The organism is Kribbella sp. NPDC043289 (genome assembly GCF_056436705.1).
The window spans coordinates 442,127-459,508 of the sequence record NZ_JBWKCB010000004.1; the positions used below are offsets into that span (position 1 = coordinate 442,127).

Consider the following 17,382-nt stretch of genomic DNA (forward strand, 5'->3'; position numbering starts at 1 on the left):
AAAACGTCCTAACGGTTGGTGTAGAGCTCACGCTTGGCGATGTACTGGACGATGCCGTCGGGCACCAGGTACCAGGTCGGGTTGCCCTTGGCGACCCGGGCCCGGCATTCGGTGGACGAGATCGCCAGCGCCGGCACCTCGAGCAGCGTGATCCGGTCCATCGGCAGCTGGTCCAGCGGCAGTTCGAGCTGTTCGGTCCCCGGCCTGGTGCAGCCGACGAACTGGGCGAGCTTGAACATCTCGTCCACGTCCCGCCAGGTGAGGATCTGGGCGAGCGCGTCGGCACCGGTGATGAAGAACAGTTCGGCGTCCGGGTACAGCTTGGACAGGTCGCGCAAGGTGTCGATGGTGTACGTCGGACCTGGCCGGTCGATGTCCACTCGACTGACCGAGAACCGCGGGTTGGACGCGGTCGCGATCACGGTCATCAGGTACCGGTCCTCGGCCGGGGAGACGTTCCGTTCCGACTTCTGCCACGGCTGGCCGGTCGGGACGAAGATCACCTCGTCGAGGTCGAAGTACGACTGCACCTCGCTGGCGGCGACCAGGTGACCGTGATGGATCGGGTCGAACGTTCCGCCCATCACACCGATACGTCGTACCCGCTCCACAGCAGTCATGCCCATCGCGCCGCTCAGCTGTGCGGCCGGCCCTTGCCCATGATGACGGTGACGAGCAGCAGCAGGACGAGCACGAACAGGGCGAACCCGCCGTACCACCACTTGGAGATGTGCGAAGCCTCGACCGTGGCTTCGGTGATGGCCGCCACCTGCGGCACGAGGATCGAGAACATGGTGCAGAGCCTATCTCGTACTGCCTCCGACGACAGCGACCGGTGGCCTCGGGACACTCACCGAGGGACACCGGTCGCGGAAGGGGAGGTCAGCTGTGGCGGACGTGACGGGTCAGCAGCCGGCGCCAGGTGGACGGTACGGCGTGGGCGCGGCGGGCCTTGGCCGCGACTCGGTGCCGCTCGTCGATGTGGGCACGGGCAACGTCGGGGGTGATCATGATTCCTTCACTGGGTTGGTACGGCGGAGCCGGGATGGACTGTCCCCGGTACCTCAAATTGTACGAGATCAACTACGCTCTCACAAACGAATTAAAGGCTGAACGCATTCCCAGCCTTAGAATCTGTGGTGAACAGGAGGAGTCATGGACGCAATCGATCGGCAGCTGATCGAAGCGCTCCGGCTGAACGGCCGCTCCAGCTGGGCCGAGCTCGGCCGGGAGGTCGGCCTGTCCGGCCCGAGCGTCCAGGAGCGGGTGCGCCGGCTCGAGGAGCGCGGCGTTGTCCTCGGGTACCGCGCGGTGGTCGCGCCGGACCAGGTCGGACTCGGGACCAGCGCGCTGATCGGGCTCTTCCAGCGCGACGACGTGGAGACCGACGACATCGTCGAGCAGGTTCGCGAGATCGAGGCGGTCGAGGACTGCTGGTTCGTGGCCGGCGACCAGGAGCTGGTGGTGAAGGTCCGGGTCCCCGACGTGACGCAGCTCGAGGCGGTCGTCGGCTCGCTGCGCCGGGTGAACGGCGTGGTCAGGACGCGGACGACGGTTGTGCTGTCGACTCGCTGGGAAGGCCGTCCCGCGCCGCTGCCCGAGTAAGGAGCAGTACGACGCCCGCGGCGAGCGCGAGGGCAGCGGCGACGGGATAGAGCAGGCGGGGGGCGTGCTGGTACGTCGTACCGCCGATCGCCGGTGCGAGGAACATGCCGCTGATCGACGCGGCGGCGTACAGGCTGGAGTAGCGCCCGACCATGCCCGCGGGCGCGGCGTCGGCGACGTGGGCGGTCGCGGTCGGTTTGTACAGCATCTCGCCCGCCGTCATCACGACGATCGCCAGCGCAGCCCCGGCAAGCGCGGGCCAGACCCCGACAATCGCGAGCCCCACGCCGATCAGGGCGAAACCGGTCGCGATCACGCGGGTCGCGCGGTGCCCGCCGAGGCGTACGGCGAGCGGCGCCTCGAACAGGACGATGACGACGGAGCTGGCCCCGAGCAGTACGCCGTACGCGACGGCCGGCGTGCCCGCATCGCGCAGTAGGAGCGGCAGGGTCGCGAAGATCTGCCGGTACACGGTGTCGACGACGATGATCGTCGCCAGCACCATCAGGACCGGGCGATCACTGAGGACCGCTTTCCACAGGCCGGTCGTCGAGGCGGTCGGCGTACGGCGGGCGCTCGGGACCCACCGCCAGACGATCGCGGCCATCACCAGGCTGGTGATCGCGTCGGCGGCGAAGACCAGCGAGAAGTCGTAGGCCGCGAGCAGTCCACCGAGCGGCGGGCCGATCGTGAAGCCCGCGTTGGTCGCCGTACGGGACAGCGCGATGCCCTCGCGGCGCCGTTCGGGCGGGAGGGAACTGGTGACGAGGGCGCTGAGATTGGGCCGCCCCGCTCCGCCGAACAAGCCGGCCAGCGCGGCGACGACAGCGATCGCCGGTCCGGGCACGAACGGCATCGCCATGCACGAGACCGCCCAGAGCAGTTGGCTGGCCACCGCCGCTGTACGCAGGCCGAAGCGGTCGCCGAACCAGCCGCCGCCGAGGTTGCCACCAAGCAGGCCGACGCCGTACGCCGCCGCCGCGAAGCCCGCCTGCTGCGCCGACATCCCGCGGTCCTCGACGAGGTACAGCGTCAGGTAGACCCACGCGAGCGCACCGGCCCCGTTAACCAGCTGGCCGACCATCACGGCCTTCAGCCAGGTGGGCAGTTCCGCGATCCGGCGCCAGTACATGTCGGTCCTTCGGTAGAGTGAGTTCCTGTTGGGAACTTACTGGGCCAGCCAGGGCGTGTCTCCCACTCCCGCGCCGCAGCGAGCAGGTGCTCGGTGCGGTAGCTCGGTGCGCGGGAGCGAAGGTCTCGATGCGGAGCATCGTGGCCTTTGCTCCCGTGCGGCGAGGTGCCGTGCCGAGTGCCGCGCAGTAGGCGGGGGAGTGGGAGACACGCCCTAAGCGTGGTGGCAACCGGATTCGAAGGAGCGCGGACGTGCGGCGGAGCAGATTCTCCCCCGAGCCGGACTGTGCGATCGCGCAGTCCCTCGCGGTGGTCGGCGACGGCTGGGAACTGCTGATCGTCCGCGATCTGGCCCGCGGGGTCTCACGGTTCGACGAGCTGGCGGGGTCGCTGCAGATCTCGCGGAAGGTCCTGACCGAGCGGCTGACCGGCCTGCTGGACAGCGGGATCGTCGAGCGGTCGGCGTACCAGGAACGGCCGACTCGGTACGCGTACGAGCTGACGCCGCGCGGGCGAGCCCTCCTGCCGGTCCTCGTCGCGCTCCAGGACTGGGGCGATCGCTGGCTGCTCGGCGACGGCTCACTGACCGGGACGAACGCCGCTGACGAGCCGCCGGCGCACCGCCTCCACGACCTGGCGGGTCAGCGAGTCCCGTACGTCGCTCTGCCGTCGACCGCGGGTACGACGGTTGACGTGGTGGACGCGGATGCCCGCGCGACCGTCCTGTTCGGGTATCCGGCGACGGGGCGGCCGACGCCACTGCCCGCGGGATGGGACGAGATCGCGGGGACCACTGGGTGCACGCTGGAGAACCGGCTGTTCGCCGGACGACTGTCCGAGTTCGCCGAGCGGGATGTCGCGGTGCGTGGGGTCAGCACGCAGCGGACCGACGAGCAGCAGGCGTTCGCGAAGGCGGAGGACATCCCACACCTGCTGCTGTCCGACCTCGACCTGGAACTGGCGGCGGCCCTGCGGTTGCCGACCTTCCGGGCCGGTGGGTACGAGCGGTTGAAGCGGGTGGTGCTGGTGATCGGCGCCGATCGTGTGGTGCGAGCCGTGCGGTATCCGGTGACCGACATCGCGGATGCGGTCGACTGGGCGCTCACGACTGCTTCGTGAAGAAGGCCTTCACTTCGGCCGCGATGCGGCGTACTGCTTCGGGTTTGCCGGTCGGGTTGACGCCGCCCGGGTCCGAGGACGAGCCGTGGTCGAAGCCGTCGAACTCGATCCGGCGGCAGTGCGGGAGCACCTTCTCCAGCGTGGCGCGGCCCGGCTCGAGACCGTGCAGGCCCTTGGTGCCGCCGAGCAACAGAACCTCGGCGTCGACGGTGCGGAAGTTGTCGAAGGTGCCGGCCAACTCGGCGACAATGGTGCCTTCGGCATGGATCGTCGGAGCCAGCTGGCGCATCGTGATCGCGTCGCCGCCGGCCTGACGCTCCTCCTTCGCCATCATCTTCTCGGTCATCCAGCGGAGCAGGCCGCGCGGCATCACCTTGAGGAACGCCGGCGCCATCTCGAAGCCGAACATGCTCGTGACCATCGCGCCGGCGACGTCACCGCGGGCGATCTCCTGGTCGAAGCGGGCCAGCCACTCACGGTGCGGCGCCCCGTCGGCGACGATCGCGGGCTCGTAGAGGGCGACCTGCTCGAGCCCGGGGAGCACCCGGGCAGCCTCCAGGACCACCGCTCCCCCGGCACTCACGCCGAACGCACGGTCGGCACCGGCCGCGGTGAGGACGGCCTCCAGATCCTCCAGCTCGGTGTGGACGCCGTGGTCCGGTCGTTGCGGGCCGGAGAGGCCGCGACCGCGGCGGTCCGGGAGGTAGACCGTGAACTCATCGGCCAACGCCTCAGCGAGGAGCGTGTGACTGCGGGCGGACTCCATGCTGCCGTGCAGCACGACGACGGCCGGTCCGTGCCCGGTTTTGTAGTAGCCGATCTCAGTGCCATCCCGGGAGGTGACTGTGTCCTGGGTCAGTTCTGCTGTTCTCATGACTCGATAGTTACACGCGACCTAGTTACATTGCAACTAGTTTCTTTGTACCGCTATTCTGAGCGTGTGACCTTTCGACGCTCCCCCCTCGCCCTGGCGATCCTCGGCCTCCTGGAGAACGGGCCGCTGCATCCGTACGGGATCCAGCGGTTGATCAAGCAGTGGGGCAAGGACCAGGTCGTCAACGTCGGGCAGCGGACGAGCCTGTACCGGATGATCGTGCGGCTCGAGGAGGCCGGCCTGATCGCCGTCGGCGCGACGGAGCGCGACGAGCGTTACCCGGAGCGCACCGTGTACCACCTGACCGACGAGGGCCGGCGGACCTGCCGGGAGTGGCTGGCGGAGATCATCACGACACCGCGGAACGAGTTCCCGGAGTTCCCGGCGGCGCTGTCGTTCGTGATGCTGGTGACGCCGAACGTGGCGGGTGAGCTACTGGTCCAGCGGCGTGAGTTGCTGACGAAACGGATCGCCGAACTGCACCTGGAGCTCAGGACACAGGTCGACGGCGAGCCGATACCGCGGTTCGCGCTGCTGGAGACGGAGTACCAGGTCGCGGTGGCGGTCGCCGAGGCCAAGTGGATCGACGGGGTACTCCACGACCTGCGGTCGGGCAGGCTGACCTGGACGCCGGGGCCGGTGTGACCAACCGGGCCGGCGACGGTGCGGCACCAGAAGTTGAAGTCTGGTGGGCCGAGGTCGGCCTCGCCCGGCAGGACTTCATCGCGGATCTGAACGACGTCGAGCGCGGGCGCCTGGACGCGTACCTACGAGACGTGGACAAGGCCAGGTTCCTGCTGGGCGTGACGATCGTACGACGAGTCCTCGCCGCGCGACTTTCGTTGCCAGCAGCAAAGATCGAGCTGGACCGGACCTGCCCCGAGTGCGCCAAGCCCCACGGAAAGGTACGGACCCCAGGAGCCGAGCTCTCGGTGACGCACTCAGGCGACCTCGTCGGAGTCGCGTTCGCAGAGCAGCCGGTTGGGCTCGACGTGGAGCAGATCGACTCGACAATCGACGTCGACGCAGTAGCCAGGATCGCCTTGGCCCCCGCGGAGGCCCAGGAACTCAATGGGTACGACGGAATCGCCAAGGCGCGGGCGTTCACGACGTACTGGACGCGGAAAGAGGCTGTGCTGAAGGCAACCGGGGAAGGTCTGCGCGGCGACCTACGCGCGGCCGTCCCGCCCGGGATGCACGTAATAGACCTCGAGGTCGGCGCCGATCACCGCGCGGCTCTCGCCATCATCTCGCGCGCACAACCCACTATCCGCACGCCCAGCATCACCGAACTACTCGCCTGAACAATCAGCTTCGGAGCTGACCCTCACCGGTCACGATGTACTTCGTCGAGGTCATCTCGGGCAGCCCCATCGGCCCGCGGGCGTGGAGTTTCTGAGTGGAGATCCCGATCTCGGCGCCGAAGCCGAACTCGCCGCCGTCGGTGAAGCGGGTGCTGGCGTTCACCACGACCGCTGCCGAGTCGACCGCCTGCGTGAAGCGACGCGCCGCGGACTGGGAGCGGGTGATGATCGCCTCGGTGTGCCCAGAGCTGTACCGGCGGATGTGCTGCACCGCCGCTTCGAGCGAGTCGACCACGGCCGCGGAGAGATCGAGCGAGTTGTACTCGGTCCCGAAGTCCTCGTCGGTGGCAGCAACAACATCCTTGCCAGCAGCAACCACTGCCGGATCGCCGTGCACGGTCACGCCGGCCTCGGTCAGAGCCGGCAGCGCCTGCGCCAGGAACTCGTCGGCGACCGAAGCATGCACGAGCAGCGACTCGGCCGCGTTGCACACACTCGGGCGCTGGGTCTTCGCGTTCAGCAGGATCCGCAGCGCGAGCTCGAGGTCCGCGTCCGCGTCGACGTACACGTGGCAGTTGCCGACCCCGGTCTCGATCACCGGGACCGAAGACTCCCCCACCACCGTCTGGATCAGACCGGCGCCACCGCGCGGGATCAGAACGTCGACCAGCCCGCGCGCCTGCATCAGCTCCTTCACCGCGGCGCGATCCGTCGGCACGCCCTGGACGACGTCCGCGGGCAGTCCGGCCGACTCGGCGGCGTCCCGCAGTACGGCGATGATCGCCTCGTTGGACGACTTCGCGGACGAGGAACCGCGGAGCAGCACGGCGTTGCCGGACTTCAGGCAGATGCCGGCGGCGTCGGCGGTCACGTTCGGGCGCGCCTCGTAGATGATCCCGACCACACCGAACGGGACCCGGACCTGGCGGAGCTCGAGACCGTTCGGCAACGTGTAGCCGCGGGTCACCTCGCCGACCGGGTCGGTCAGCCCCGCGAGCTGCTCGAGCCCGGCCGCCATCCCGTCGACGCGCGCCGGGTTCAGCGCCAGCCGGTCGACCGTGGACTCCGGCGTACCGGCTTCGCGCGCGGCCGCGACATCCTTGGCGTTGGCCGCGACGATCGCGTCCGTGTGCTCCCGCAGCGCAGCCGCCATGGCGTGCAGCGCAGCGTCCTTGGTCGCCCGGGACGCGTCAGCCAGGGAGTACGACGCCTCACGGGCCCGGCGCGCCAGCTCGATGATCTCGCTCACCCCTTCATCGTATGGCCCCACCACGGCTCCGACGGACACGGATCTCACCAGACGGCAGCACGACCCGCCGGTGATCCCGATCGCCGTGGCCGCCTCGGCCCGCGACATCGGCAACACCTTCGCCAACGGTCGCGGCAGGTCGCCGGACTGCGAGAACGCCGGCATCGTGGCGAGTTCCTCGAGATCATGGACGACCCACGCGGCGAGCAGACCCCAGGCGAGCTTCACTCGCCCATCGTAGGTTGCGGCTCTTCGGCCGGAGCTGTTTGTTTGGCTCGGCGGTTGCGGAGGAGTTTGAAGAGGGTTCGTAGGGTCAGTAGGGCGACCAGGCCGACCAGTTGGCCGCCGAGGATGACCTTGGTGACGTCGACCGCGGGTGACCAGGTGACTTCGCGGTCGCTGATCACGTAGACGCCGACCGGCCTGGCGGACAGCCCGAAGCCGCCGCCGGATCCGGATCCGTCGCTGCCCGGTCCGGTGATGCCTTCGCCGCGACCTGCTCCCCCGCCGCCGGTGACACGCGCGACCGGCAGCAGCGTGAAACCGTTGTGACTGACCGGAGTACCGAAGACAGTTCCGGCTCTGGCACCGTCCGTCACCCCGCGCAGTACGTCCACCACGTCCTTGTCTGGCTTACCCATGGATCCCCTCCTGGATCTAGGCGCCGAGGAACTTCAGCAGGTCGTAGGTGACGAAGGCCGGCCACACCACGGCTTTGAGGATGCCGAGGATGACCGGCCAGAAGCCGTCGGCGCGTTGGATGTAGTACACCAAAGCGCCGATCAGCCCGAGTCCGTAGACGGCGTTTCCGGCGCCGCTGGGCGCACCCCGTTTGGTCGTCATGTGAAAGCCGTGCTCAGTCGGTTCTGGAGGGTGCGGTGGTCCGGAGGTGCGTCGCGATGGTGTGCGACCAGGCGGCGATGCGCTCCGGGTTGCGGAAGTCGCCACCCTTGCCGGCGCGGACCATCGCCTTCGCCATGAACCCCGCGGCGTCCTCGGTGAGCCGCCCGCCGAACGTCACGTGCTCGACCGCGCCGAGTCGATCGGACAGCTTCGCGACCTGTGACACGGGCCGGATCTCACGCCGGTCAGCAGAATCGTCCAGCGGCCCGCTGCTGAACAGCCAGACCGGACGGTTCCGCAAAGCGTCGGCGTGCCGGCGCGCGAACGTGCGCGCATCACGATTCCACCGTCCCGCGTAGAGTGCGCCGCCCAGCACTACGGCGTCGTACCCCTCGATCGCAGACACGTCCGCGGCCGGACGAGCCTCCGCGGTCAGACCGTCCGCCTGCAGTGCGGTGACGATCATGTCGGCGATCCCTGCCGTCGACCCGTTCTTGGTGCCGTACGCGACCAGAACACTCGATGTACTCATGTCGCCTCCCCAACCTCACTCCTAGCCTCCCGACCACGCAGGAAAACAGCCAGGGGCCACTGTCCCGACGACCCGGGACCTTCGGACCAGGATCGCTCGACGCGATGGACAGACCATGGAAGGAGAGGAGGTGCGATCGTGCTGAAGCAAACGAACCACCGAGCCTCGCCGGGTACCCGACGGACCGGCTACGTCATCGCGATCCTGATCAACACCGCCGTACTCTTCGCCATGTACTCCTGGCCGGGATGGCAGACGGTGCCGTTCCTCACGGCCGAGACGACGGCGGTGCTCGGCTGGGTGACCGCGTCACTCATCGCCGGTCTCGTCGCCAACGTCTGCTATCTGGTGACGGATCCGCCGTGGCTGAAGTCCCTGGGAGACCTGGGGATCACCGGCATCGGCCTGGTCGCCGTCGTCCGCGTCTGGCAGGTCTTCCCGTTCGACTTCGACGACTCGTCGTTCGACTGGACGTTGCTGCTGCGGATCATGCTGGCCGTCGGCTTCTTCGGATCGATCGTCGCGCTGATCGTCCAACTCGTGTCGTTCGGCCGGGCGCGACGCTAGAGCAGCACCAGGTCGTCGCGGTGGACGACTTCGCGTTCGTACGCCGCTCCGAGTTCGCGGGCGAGGTCGCGCGTTGAACGGCCGAGGAGCTCGGGGAGTTCGGAGGCGTCGTAGTTGACCAGCCCGCGAGCGATCGTCACGCCGGACGGTGAGACCAGGTCGACGGGATCACCGGCGGAGAACGTCCCCTCGACCGCCGAGATCCCCGCGGGGAGCAGGGATGCGCGGCGTTGCGTCAACGCACGTACCGCGCCCTCGTCGAGGTGCAGCATGCCCTGACCGGACGTCGCGTGCGCCAACCACAACAGCCGGGTCTTGCGCCGCCGACCCGTCGGATGGAAGAGCGTCCCGACCGGCTCGCCGCTGAGCGCTTCACCGACCCGGCCGGCCGAGGTGAGGAGGACCGGAATCCCTGCCTCAGTAGCGATTGCGGCCGCTTCGACCTTCGTCTGCATGCCGCCGGTACCGACACCCGACGTACCGGTCTTGCCGATCGCGAGCGGCTCCAGGTCGGCGGCGCCACGGATCTCGGTCACCATCGACGTACCGGGCTTGCGCGGATCCCCGTCGTACAGGCCGTCGACGTCGGACAGCAGCAGCAACAGATCCGCGTGCACCAGGTGACTGGTCAGCGCCGCCAGCCGGTCGTTGTCACCGAAGCGGATCTCGGTCGTCGCCACCGTGTCGTTCTCGTTCACGATCGGTACGACGCCGAGCTCGAGCAACCGCGCGAACGTGCGGAACGCGTTGCGGTAGTGGCTTCGCCGGGTCACGTCGTCGACCGTCAGCAGCACCTGCCCGACCCGCAAACCGTGGGCCGCGAACGCGTCGCTGTAGCGGGCCATCAGCAGTCCCTGGCCGACCGAAGCAGCGGCCTGCTGGGTGGCCAGGTCGCGCGGTCGGGTCCGCAGCCCCATCGGCGCCAGCCCGGCGGCGATCGCGCCGGAGGAGACGAGTACGACCTCGGCTCCCGCCACCCGTCGCGCCGCGATGGCGTCGACGAGCAGCCGGAGTCGTTCGAGGTCGATCTTGCCGCGCTGGGTCAGCGACGACGAGCCGACCTTCACGACGATTCGCGTGGCGTTGGTCGCCTCCGCGCGCTGGTTCATGAAATCAACCGTTCTGGTCGAGATCCTCCTGCGACGCCAGCTCACGCGCTTCCTTGCGTGCGAGCTTCGCCGCAGCCGCTGCTGCTCGTTTCGCTTCCGCCGGCGACAGGTCCACGTCGTCGACGTCCCAGTTGCCGCCGTACTCCGACCAGTCCTCGGACCGCTCGCCTTCCCGGAAGGCGTGGTACTCCGAGTCCTTCGTCCGCCGCCGCTGGGCCGCGGGACGATCTTCCTCGAGCCGGTGGTCCTCACCGCGCCGGGCGAGGATCTCCGCGCCGGCCTGGATGTCCGGCGCGAAGTCGAACACGATCGCGTTCGGCCCGTCGCCGATCATCACCGCGTCACCGGCCTGCGCGCCGAGCTTGATCAGCTCCTCCTCGACGCCGAGGCGGTTCAGCCGGTCGGCCAGGTAGCCGGTCGCCTCCGCGTTCGCGAAGTCGGTCTGCCGCACCCAGCGCTCCGGCTTCGCGCCCTGCACCAGCCAGCCGTCCTCGTCCGGCAGCTGCTTGACCTTGAACTCGGGTCCGCCCTGCACGTGCGGCCGGATCACGATCCGCGTGGTGTCGGGCTTCTCCTGCTCCGCGCGACGCCGTACGACGATCTCGGCCATCGCGAACTTCAGCGCTTCCAGGCCCTCGTGCGACGCGGTCGAGATCGGGAACACCCGCAGCCCGCGCTGCTCCAGCTCGGTCTGCACCATCTCCGCGATCTCCCGCGCATCCGGTACGTCGATCTTGTTCAGGGCAACGAGTCGCGGCCGGTCCTCCAGACCACCGTGCGCCTCGAGCTCGGCCTCGATCGTGTCCAGGTCGCTCAACGGATCGCGGCCCGGCTCGTACGTCGCGCAGTCGATGACGTGCACCAGTGCCGCGCACCGCTCCACGTGCCGCAGGAAGTCGTGCCCGAGCCCACGCCCCTCGCTCGCGCCCTCGATCAGACCGGGGACGTCGGCGACGGTGTACGTCGTGTCGCCGGCGACGACGACACCGAGGTTCGGGATCAGGGTCGTGAACGGGTAGTCGGCGATCTTCGGCCGGGCCCGGCTGATCGCGGCGACCAGCGACGACTTGCCCGCGCTCGGGAAGCCGACCAGGCCGATATCCGCGACGACCTTCAGCTCCAGGACGAGCGAGCGCTCCTCGCCGTCCTCACCGAGCAGCGCGAACCCGGGCGCCTTCCGCGAGCTGCTCGCCAGCGCCGCGTTGCCCAGACCGCCCTTACCGCCCTGCGCCGCGACGAACTCCGCACCGGGTCCGACGAGATCGGCCAGTACCTCGCCGTTCGCCGTACTGATCACGGTGCCGTCCGGGACGCCGAGGACCACGTCGCCGCCGTTGCCGCCGGCCTGGTGGTCACCCTTGCCCTGGGCACCGTTCGTGGCGGTGCGGTGGCTGGAGCGGTGGAAGTCGACGAGCGTGGTGACGTCCGGGTCGACGCGCAGGATCACGCTGCCGCCGTCGCCGCCGTTCCCGCCGTCGGGGCCGCCGAGCGGCTTGAACTTCTCGCGGTGCACCGAGGCGCAGCCGTTTCCGCCGCGGCCCGCGGTGACATGCACCGAGACCCGATCGACAAAGCTGGGAATCGCCATCGGTCTTCTCTACTTCCTGTCTCCACCCCCGCCCCGAGCGGAGCGAGGGAATCTCTCACCCCGAGCGGAGCGAGGATTCTTTTCTTCTCTTGTCCTACACAAGCAAAAGGGCGGGTGCGCGGTATTCCGCGACCCGCCCTTCGACAGAGCTTCGTGAACCGGGTGGCGGTGTTACTCCGCCGGGGCCGGGACGATGTTGACGACGCGACGACCGCGCCGGGTGCCGAACTCCACGGTGCCCTCGGCCAACGCGAACAGCGTGTCGTCGCCGCCACGGCCGACCAGGGTGCCCGGGTGGAAGTGCGTGCCACGCTGCCGGACGATGATCTCGCCGGCGTTGACCAGCTGACCGCCGTACCGCTTCACGCCGAGGCGCTGCGCGTTGGAGTCACGACCGTTGCGGGTCGAGGCCGCTCCCTTTTTGTGTGCCATTTGGTAATCAGCTCACTTCTTCGCGTCGATCGCGGTGACCTTGACCTGGGTGTAGTGCTGACGGTGCCCCTGGCGCTTGCGGTAACCGGTCTTGTTCTTGTACTTGAGGATGGTGATCTTCGGGCCCTTGCTGCGGCCGAGAACCTCAGCCGACACGGCCACGTTGGCCAGCGCCGCAGCGTCGGCCGTCACGGTGTCGCCATCGACGACGAGGACCGCAGGCAGCGACACAGTGTCGCCGACCTGGTCGGTCAGGCTGTCGATCTCGATGACATCGCCGACGGCGACCTTCTGCTGGGTGCCGCCACTGCGCACGATCGCGTACACCGTGGATCTCACTCTCTGCTGGATCGGAAAACTTACAGGTGTGATGGTGTGAGTGGGAGGTCCACGGAAGAACCCCTCGTTCCTCTCACTCTCACACCGAGCACAGGTTCGGTGCGCTTCGAGCGCACCGAACCACAAGCTTACAGCCCGAGGCTGGCAAACTCGAAATCGGTTCAGCTGCCGGTGGTGACGAGCTCCGACGGATCGGTGCTTTCACTCTCGGTAGCCGTCTTGCTCCGGCTCCGGCTGCTACGCCGGCGCCGGGTGGTCTTCGGGGAGCCGTTCTGTGCCGCGTCGGCCGCGTCGACCGCCCCAGCGGCCTCCGGAGCAGCCGCATCGGCGGCCGGGAAGCCCGTGGCCTCGGGGCTCACGTGCTCGTCGGCACCGGCGACGACCGGGTACCCGGTGGGCTCCGGCGTACCGTCGACGGCCCCGTCCGCCACCTCGTCCTTCTTCACCGAGGCTGCGGCGATCTGCGCGAGCCGCTGGGCGGCGTCGCCGTTGGACTGGGTCTCGGGCTCGGCGTGCTGCTCGTCGTCACCACGGCCCTTGCCGCGGCGGCGGCGCGAGCTCTTCCGGCCGCTCTCCTCCTGCTGCTGGGACTTGCCGTGGTCGTGACCGTTGCCGCTCTGCTGGCCGTTGTTCTGGCCACCGTTCTGACCACTGTTCTGGCCGTTGCGGCGGCGGGACTCCTTCGGCTCGTCGTGCAGGATCAGCCCGCGGCCACCGCAGTGGTCGCAGTTCTCGCTGAACGCCTCCAGCAGGCCGGTGCCGATCCGCTTCCGGGTCATCTGGACCAGGCCCAGCGAGGTGACCTCGGCCACCTGGTGCTTGGTCCGGTCGCGGCCCAGGCACTCCACCAGCCGGCGCAGTACCAGGTCCCGGTTCGACTCCAGCACCATGTCGATGAAGTCGATCACGATGATGCCGCCGATGTCGCGGAGCCGGAGCTGCCGGACGATCTCCTCGGCCGCCTCCAGGTTGTTCTTGGTGACGGTCTCCTCGAGGTTGCCCCCGGAGCCGGTGAACTTCCCGGTGTTCACGTCGACGACGGTCATCGCCTCGGTGCGGTCGATGATCAGCGAGCCACCCGACGGCAGCCAGACCTTGCGGTCCAGCGCCTTCTTGATCTGCTCGTCGATCCGGTAGTTGGCGAACACGTCGCCGTCGCCGGTCCACTTCTCGACCCGGTCGGCCAGGTGCGGCGCGACGCCCGCGACGTACTCGCGGACCTGGTCGTAGGCGCGGTCGCCGGAGATGACGAGCTTGCCGAAGTCCTCGGTGAACAGGTCCCGGACGACGCGGATCAGCAGATCCGGCTCGCCGTACAGCAGCTGCGGGGCCTGGCCGTTCTTGGACTTCTTGTCGATCTCTTCCCAGGCGGACTGCAGGCGGCTGACGTCGGAGGTCAGCTCCTCCTCGGACGCACCTTCCGCGGCGGTCCGGACGATCACGCCGGCCTCGTCGGGAACGATGTCCTTGAGGATCGTCTTCAGCCGGTTCCGCTCGGTGTCGGGCAGCTTGCGGCTGATACCACCGTTGCCGCCGCGCGGGACGTACACGACGTACCGGCCGGGCAGGCTGATCTGGTTGGTGAGGCGGGCGCCCTTGTGGCCGATCGGGTCCTTGGTGACCTGCACCAGGACCGACTGGCCGGACTTCAGCACCTGCTCGATCTTCCGCGGGCCGCTTGAGCCACCGAGGGTGGCCCAGTCGACCTCACCGGCGTACAGGACCGCGTTGCGGCCCTTGCCGATGTCGATGAAGGCCGCCTCCATGCTGGGCAGCACGTTCTGCACGCGGCCGAGGTACACGTTGCCGATCAGGGAGGTCTGCTCGGCGGTGGTCACGTAGTGCTCGACCAGGACGTTGTCCTCGGAGACCGCGATCTGCGTCAGGTCCTCGCGGGACCGGATCACCATCGCCCGGTCGACCGACTCGCGGCGGGCCAGGAACTCGGCCTCGGTCACGATCGGCGCCCGGCGGCGACCGGCGGCGCGGCCCTCGCGGCGGCGCTGCTTCTTCGCTTCCAGGCGGGTCGAGCCCTCGATCGCGGTGACCTCGTTGGCCGAGTTCTTGCTACGCGGCTCGCGGACCCGGACGACGGTCTCGTCGGGGTCGTCCGCGGACGCGGTGCTGTCCTCGCCCTTGCGGCGACGGCGACGCCGGCGACGGCGCGACGAGCTGCCGCCCGACTCGCCGTCGTCGGAGTCGTTGTCGTCCTCGGCGGCGTCGGCCTCGTGGTCGTCCTGCGCGTCGTTCTCGTCGCGCTCGTCGTCCGAGTGCTCGTCGGCGTTGTCGTCCGCACCGTCCGCGTCACCCGACTTGCGGCGCCGGCGGCCACCGCGACGACGGCGGCGACGACGAGTGCCCTCGCCGCCTTCCTCGCCGTCCTCACCCTGCGCGTCGGCCTGGGTCTCAGCCTCGTCGTCGGTGGTCTCGGTGTCGGCGCTCACGGCCTGCGGGTGCGCCTGCTCGGTCTCCTCGGCAGCCTCGCCCTCGTGGGACTCCGCGTCACGCCCGCGCCGGTTGCGCCGCCGCCGCGTACCAGCCGGCTGCTCATCGGCACCCGGCTCCGCGGCAACCGCAACCTCGGTTGCCTCGTCAGTCACTTCGGCACCACCCGACAAGCGGGTCCGCGAACGGCGGTTGCCCGACGTACGGGCGTCACTCGCGTCAGCGGCCGCGGCGTCTACGGCGTCCGCGGTCGTCTCGCCGGAGCCGGAGCGGGTGCGTGAACGGCGGTTGCCCGACGTACGGGCGTCACTCGCGTCAGCGGCCGTGGTCTCAGCCGCGTCAGCGGTCGTCTCACGGGAGCCCGACGAGCGGGTGCGCGAGCGACGGCTGGACGTGCGGGGCTCGGTCGCGTCGGCGCCTGCGGCGTCAGTGACCGCACCGTCGGTGTCGGCGGCGTCGGTGTCGGCGGCGTCGGTGCTGGTGGCGGCCGGCTGGGCGGTGTCGGTCGGGGCCTGGAACAGGACGGCGGCGGCCGGGGCGGGGCGCCGGCGGCTACGCCGCGTGCTCGGCGCTTCGGCGGCCGCCTCGCCGACGTCGGCCGAGCCGGTCGCGGAGCTCGCCGTAGCGGTCGCGGCGGTGTTCGCGGAGGCGTCGGCCGTGGACGGGCTGCTCGCCTCGGCGGTCGCGGTGGTGTCCGCGGCGGTCGACTTCGTCGTACGGCGGCGGGAGGTGCGCTTGGTCGCCGGAGCGTCGGACGTTGCCGGCGCCTCCGTGGCGGCCGGAGCGTCGGCGACGGCCGGAGTCTCGGAGGCGGGTGCCCCTGCGGCCTTCTTGGTGGTGCGCTTGCGCGTGGTCTTCTTCGCCGGAGCCGCGTCTGCGACCGGAGCGGCCTCGGTAACCGTGTCCGACTCCGCCGGAGCCTGGAAGAGCTCCGGGAGCGAGTCCTGACCGGCCGCGGCCTTCTTCGCCGGGCGCTTGGCGGTCTTCTTGGCCGTGGTGGCCTTCGCCACCGCCTTCTTGGCCGGGGCCTTCTTCGCGGCGGCCTTCTTGGCCGTCCTCTTCGCCGGCGCAGCGTCCACAGTGGACTCGGTGGACTCGACGGACTCGGCCGCAGCGGTGGCGGCCGGCTCGGCGGTCTTCTTCACGGTGCGCTTGCGCGTCGTAGTGGTCTTCTTCGCCGGCGCGGCCTTCTTCGCGCTCTTGCGCGTCGAGGCGGCGGGCGGGGCGGTGGCAGCCGAGTCGGCTGCGTCGGTGGTCGGCTCGTTGTCGAGCATGTAGTGCGGGTCTCCTCAAGCCTTCCGGCGCATCCCGGCTCCTGTCACGAGCCCGGGGCCTGCCGTAAGGCGGTCACGGTTCGCCACACCTGGCACCAGTGCCGCGGCGTAGCGGAAGCCTGCTGGATCCGCTCCGCCCGCGCTCAGGGCACAGAGGGAGCGGCGGCGTCGCCCTCCGCTGGTTGCGTCTGGTGGGGACCTGCCTGGCCGGTCGCGGTCGCCTGGTTGGCGTCGCGGTCACGAGCGAGCGGGTCGTCCACCATGCCGGTTGCCGCGATGAGCGGGCCCTGGGCGAGCCTGGTCAAAAGAGCCGGGCCCGTCACCGGAAGCGTCGCTACCTCTAGCACGCCGGCGAGAACGTCGTCGGGTCTCACGGCCGGGGTTCCGTGCCGTAACACCACTTGCAGTATCGCACACGTCGCAACCGACCCCGGTTCACTCACGACGGTGAGTCGGAGAACGGCGGCCCGACAGTCGAACGAGCGAAGCCCCCGTTTGGTCATGCGCTCGACCAGAATTTCCTCCCGGGCGAGGAACGCCTCGACCGCCGCCGCGGCCGCCTCCGGATCCGCCCCCGGCAACGCGATCCGCCACTCGCTGGCCTCCAACCGCTCGGCGAGCCCACCCGGCCCGGCGACCACGACCTCGAGGACGTCGAGCCCGGGCGGGAGTGCCTCGTCCAGCGCGGCCCGGACCTGCTCGGCGTCCCGCTCGTGTGTGAGCGATATCTCCAGGTACTCCGCCTCCGAGGCGGCTCCGGTCGGCGCGGCACCGGCGTACGAGATCTTCGGGTGCGGGCTGAAACCGTGCGAGAACGCGACCGGCAGGCCGGCCCGCCGTACGGCGCGCTCGAAGGCCCGCTGGAAGTCGCGGTGTGAGGTGAATCGCAGCCGTCCCCGCTTGGCGAATCTCACCCGCAGTTTCTGGACAGCGGGGAGCTGCTGCGAGGGCGGAGCTTGAACTGGTGGCAC

20 protein-coding genes are annotated in these 17,382 nt (G+C 69.6%); 5 read left to right on the top strand and 15 right to left on the bottom strand.

The window, feature by feature from the left end; genetic code table 11:
* Positions 1-8: 8 nt before the first annotated feature.
* From nadD to AC0662_RS26450, 3 genes are all read right to left on the bottom strand, one after another.
* The gene (nadD, locus tag AC0662_RS26440) at positions 9-620 is read right to left on the bottom strand and encodes a nicotinate-nucleotide adenylyltransferase (protein ID WP_452194643.1); all 612 of its coding nucleotides are present in this window, start codon (positions 618-620) and stop codon (positions 9-11) included.
* A 14-nt stretch (positions 621-634) separates the two neighbouring features.
* On the bottom strand, positions 635-793 hold the full coding sequence (locus tag AC0662_RS26445) for a hypothetical protein (RefSeq protein ID WP_452194645.1): 159 nt from the start codon (positions 791-793) through the stop codon (positions 635-637).
* Positions 794-882: 89 nt separating this feature from the next.
* Positions 883-1,011 (bottom strand): hypothetical protein, encoded by a 129-nt coding sequence (locus AC0662_RS26450; protein ID WP_452194647.1) that lies wholly within the window; start codon positions 1,009-1,011, stop codon positions 883-885.
* A gap of 144 nt (positions 1,012-1,155) precedes the next feature.
* Between AC0662_RS26450 and AC0662_RS26455 the strand changes: the two genes are divergently transcribed.
* Positions 1,156-1,605, top strand: a complete 450-nt coding sequence (locus AC0662_RS26455; RefSeq protein ID WP_478303943.1) for an Lrp/AsnC family transcriptional regulator — start codon at positions 1,156-1,158, stop codon at positions 1,603-1,605.
* Here AC0662_RS26455 and AC0662_RS26460 read toward each other — a convergent pair.
* Complete coding sequence (locus AC0662_RS26460) at positions 1,538-2,737, bottom strand: MFS transporter (RefSeq protein ID WP_478303945.1); 1,200 nt, start codon at positions 2,735-2,737, stop codon at positions 1,538-1,540. The genes AC0662_RS26455 and AC0662_RS26460 overlap by 68 nt on opposite strands.
* A 251-nt stretch (positions 2,738-2,988) precedes the next feature.
* Between AC0662_RS26460 and AC0662_RS26465 the strand changes: the two genes are divergently transcribed.
* A complete protein-coding gene (locus tag AC0662_RS26465; protein WP_452194653.1) occupies positions 2,989-3,855 on the top strand; it encodes a winged helix-turn-helix transcriptional regulator in 867 nt (288 codons plus the stop codon).
* Here the strand turns inward: AC0662_RS26465 and AC0662_RS26470 are convergent.
* Positions 3,839-4,729, bottom strand: a complete 891-nt coding sequence (locus tag AC0662_RS26470; protein ID WP_478303947.1) for an alpha/beta fold hydrolase — start codon at positions 4,727-4,729, stop codon at positions 3,839-3,841. The two genes, AC0662_RS26465 and AC0662_RS26470, sit on opposite strands and share 17 nt — an antisense overlap.
* A gap of 66 nt (positions 4,730-4,795) precedes the next feature.
* Between AC0662_RS26470 and AC0662_RS26475 the strand changes: the two genes are divergently transcribed.
* Together AC0662_RS26475 and AC0662_RS26480 are read left to right on the top strand one after the other, a co-directional pair.
* Positions 4,796-5,374, top strand: coding sequence for a PadR family transcriptional regulator (locus AC0662_RS26475; protein WP_452194656.1), 579 nt, complete (start codon positions 4,796-4,798; stop codon positions 5,372-5,374).
* The gene (locus AC0662_RS26480) at positions 5,371-6,033 is read left to right on the top strand and encodes a 4'-phosphopantetheinyl transferase family protein (RefSeq protein WP_452194658.1); all 663 of its coding nucleotides are present in this window, start codon (positions 5,371-5,373) and stop codon (positions 6,031-6,033) included. Before AC0662_RS26475 ends, AC0662_RS26480 begins: the two co-directional genes overlap by 4 nt.
* 4 nt (positions 6,034-6,037) lie before the next feature.
* Here the strand turns inward: AC0662_RS26480 and AC0662_RS26485 are convergent, their stop codons facing one another.
* From AC0662_RS26485 to AC0662_RS26500, 4 genes are all read right to left on the bottom strand, one after another.
* Positions 6,038-7,282 carry a glutamate-5-semialdehyde dehydrogenase gene (locus AC0662_RS26485; protein WP_478304216.1) on the bottom strand — a complete coding sequence of 415 codons (1,245 nt, stop codon included), beginning with the start codon at positions 7,280-7,282 and terminating at the stop codon, positions 6,038-6,040.
* A 224-nt stretch (positions 7,283-7,506) separates the two neighbouring features.
* Entirely contained in the window at positions 7,507-7,923 is a 417-nt protein-coding gene (locus AC0662_RS26490) for a spore germination protein GerW family protein (protein ID WP_478303949.1), read from the bottom strand.
* Between the two features lie 16 nt (positions 7,924-7,939).
* On the bottom strand, positions 7,940-8,125 hold the full coding sequence (locus AC0662_RS26495; RefSeq protein WP_478303951.1) for a hypothetical protein: 186 nt from the start codon (positions 8,123-8,125) through the stop codon (positions 7,940-7,942).
* 13 nt (positions 8,126-8,138) lie between these two features.
* A complete protein-coding gene (locus AC0662_RS26500; RefSeq protein ID WP_478303953.1) occupies positions 8,139-8,657 on the bottom strand; it encodes a flavodoxin domain-containing protein in 519 nt (172 codons plus the stop codon).
* Positions 8,658-8,795: 138 nt separating this feature from the next.
* Here AC0662_RS26500 and AC0662_RS26505 point away from each other — a divergent pair, with 138 nt between their 5' ends.
* Entirely contained in the window at positions 8,796-9,224 is a 429-nt protein-coding gene (locus AC0662_RS26505) for a hypothetical protein (protein WP_478303955.1), read from the top strand.
* Here the strand turns inward: AC0662_RS26505 and proB are convergent.
* The 6 genes from proB to AC0662_RS26535 form a co-directional block, all read right to left on the bottom strand.
* Positions 9,221-10,333, bottom strand: a complete 1,113-nt coding sequence (gene proB / locus AC0662_RS26510) for a glutamate 5-kinase (protein WP_452194670.1) — start codon at positions 10,331-10,333, stop codon at positions 9,221-9,223. The genes AC0662_RS26505 and proB overlap by 4 nt on opposite strands.
* 4 nt (positions 10,334-10,337) lie before the next feature.
* Positions 10,338-11,921 (bottom strand): GTPase ObgE, encoded by a 1,584-nt coding sequence (gene obgE / locus AC0662_RS26515; protein ID WP_478303957.1) that lies wholly within the window; start codon positions 11,919-11,921, stop codon positions 10,338-10,340.
* Positions 11,922-12,092: 171 nt separating this feature from the next.
* Entirely contained in the window at positions 12,093-12,353 is a 261-nt protein-coding gene (gene rpmA / locus AC0662_RS26520; protein ID WP_452194673.1) for a 50S ribosomal protein L27, read from the bottom strand.
* A gap of 12 nt (positions 12,354-12,365) precedes the next feature.
* Complete coding sequence (gene rplU, locus AC0662_RS26525) at positions 12,366-12,680, bottom strand: 50S ribosomal protein L21 (protein WP_452194702.1); 315 nt, start codon at positions 12,678-12,680, stop codon at positions 12,366-12,368.
* A gap of 173 nt (positions 12,681-12,853) precedes the next feature.
* Positions 12,854-16,411, bottom strand: a complete 3,558-nt coding sequence (locus AC0662_RS26530) for an Rne/Rng family ribonuclease (RefSeq protein ID WP_478303959.1) — start codon at positions 16,409-16,411, stop codon at positions 12,854-12,856.
* A gap of 143 nt (positions 16,412-16,554) precedes the next feature.
* A complete protein-coding gene (locus AC0662_RS26535; protein WP_452194677.1) occupies positions 16,555-17,382 on the bottom strand; it encodes a TIGR03936 family radical SAM-associated protein in 828 nt (275 codons plus the stop codon).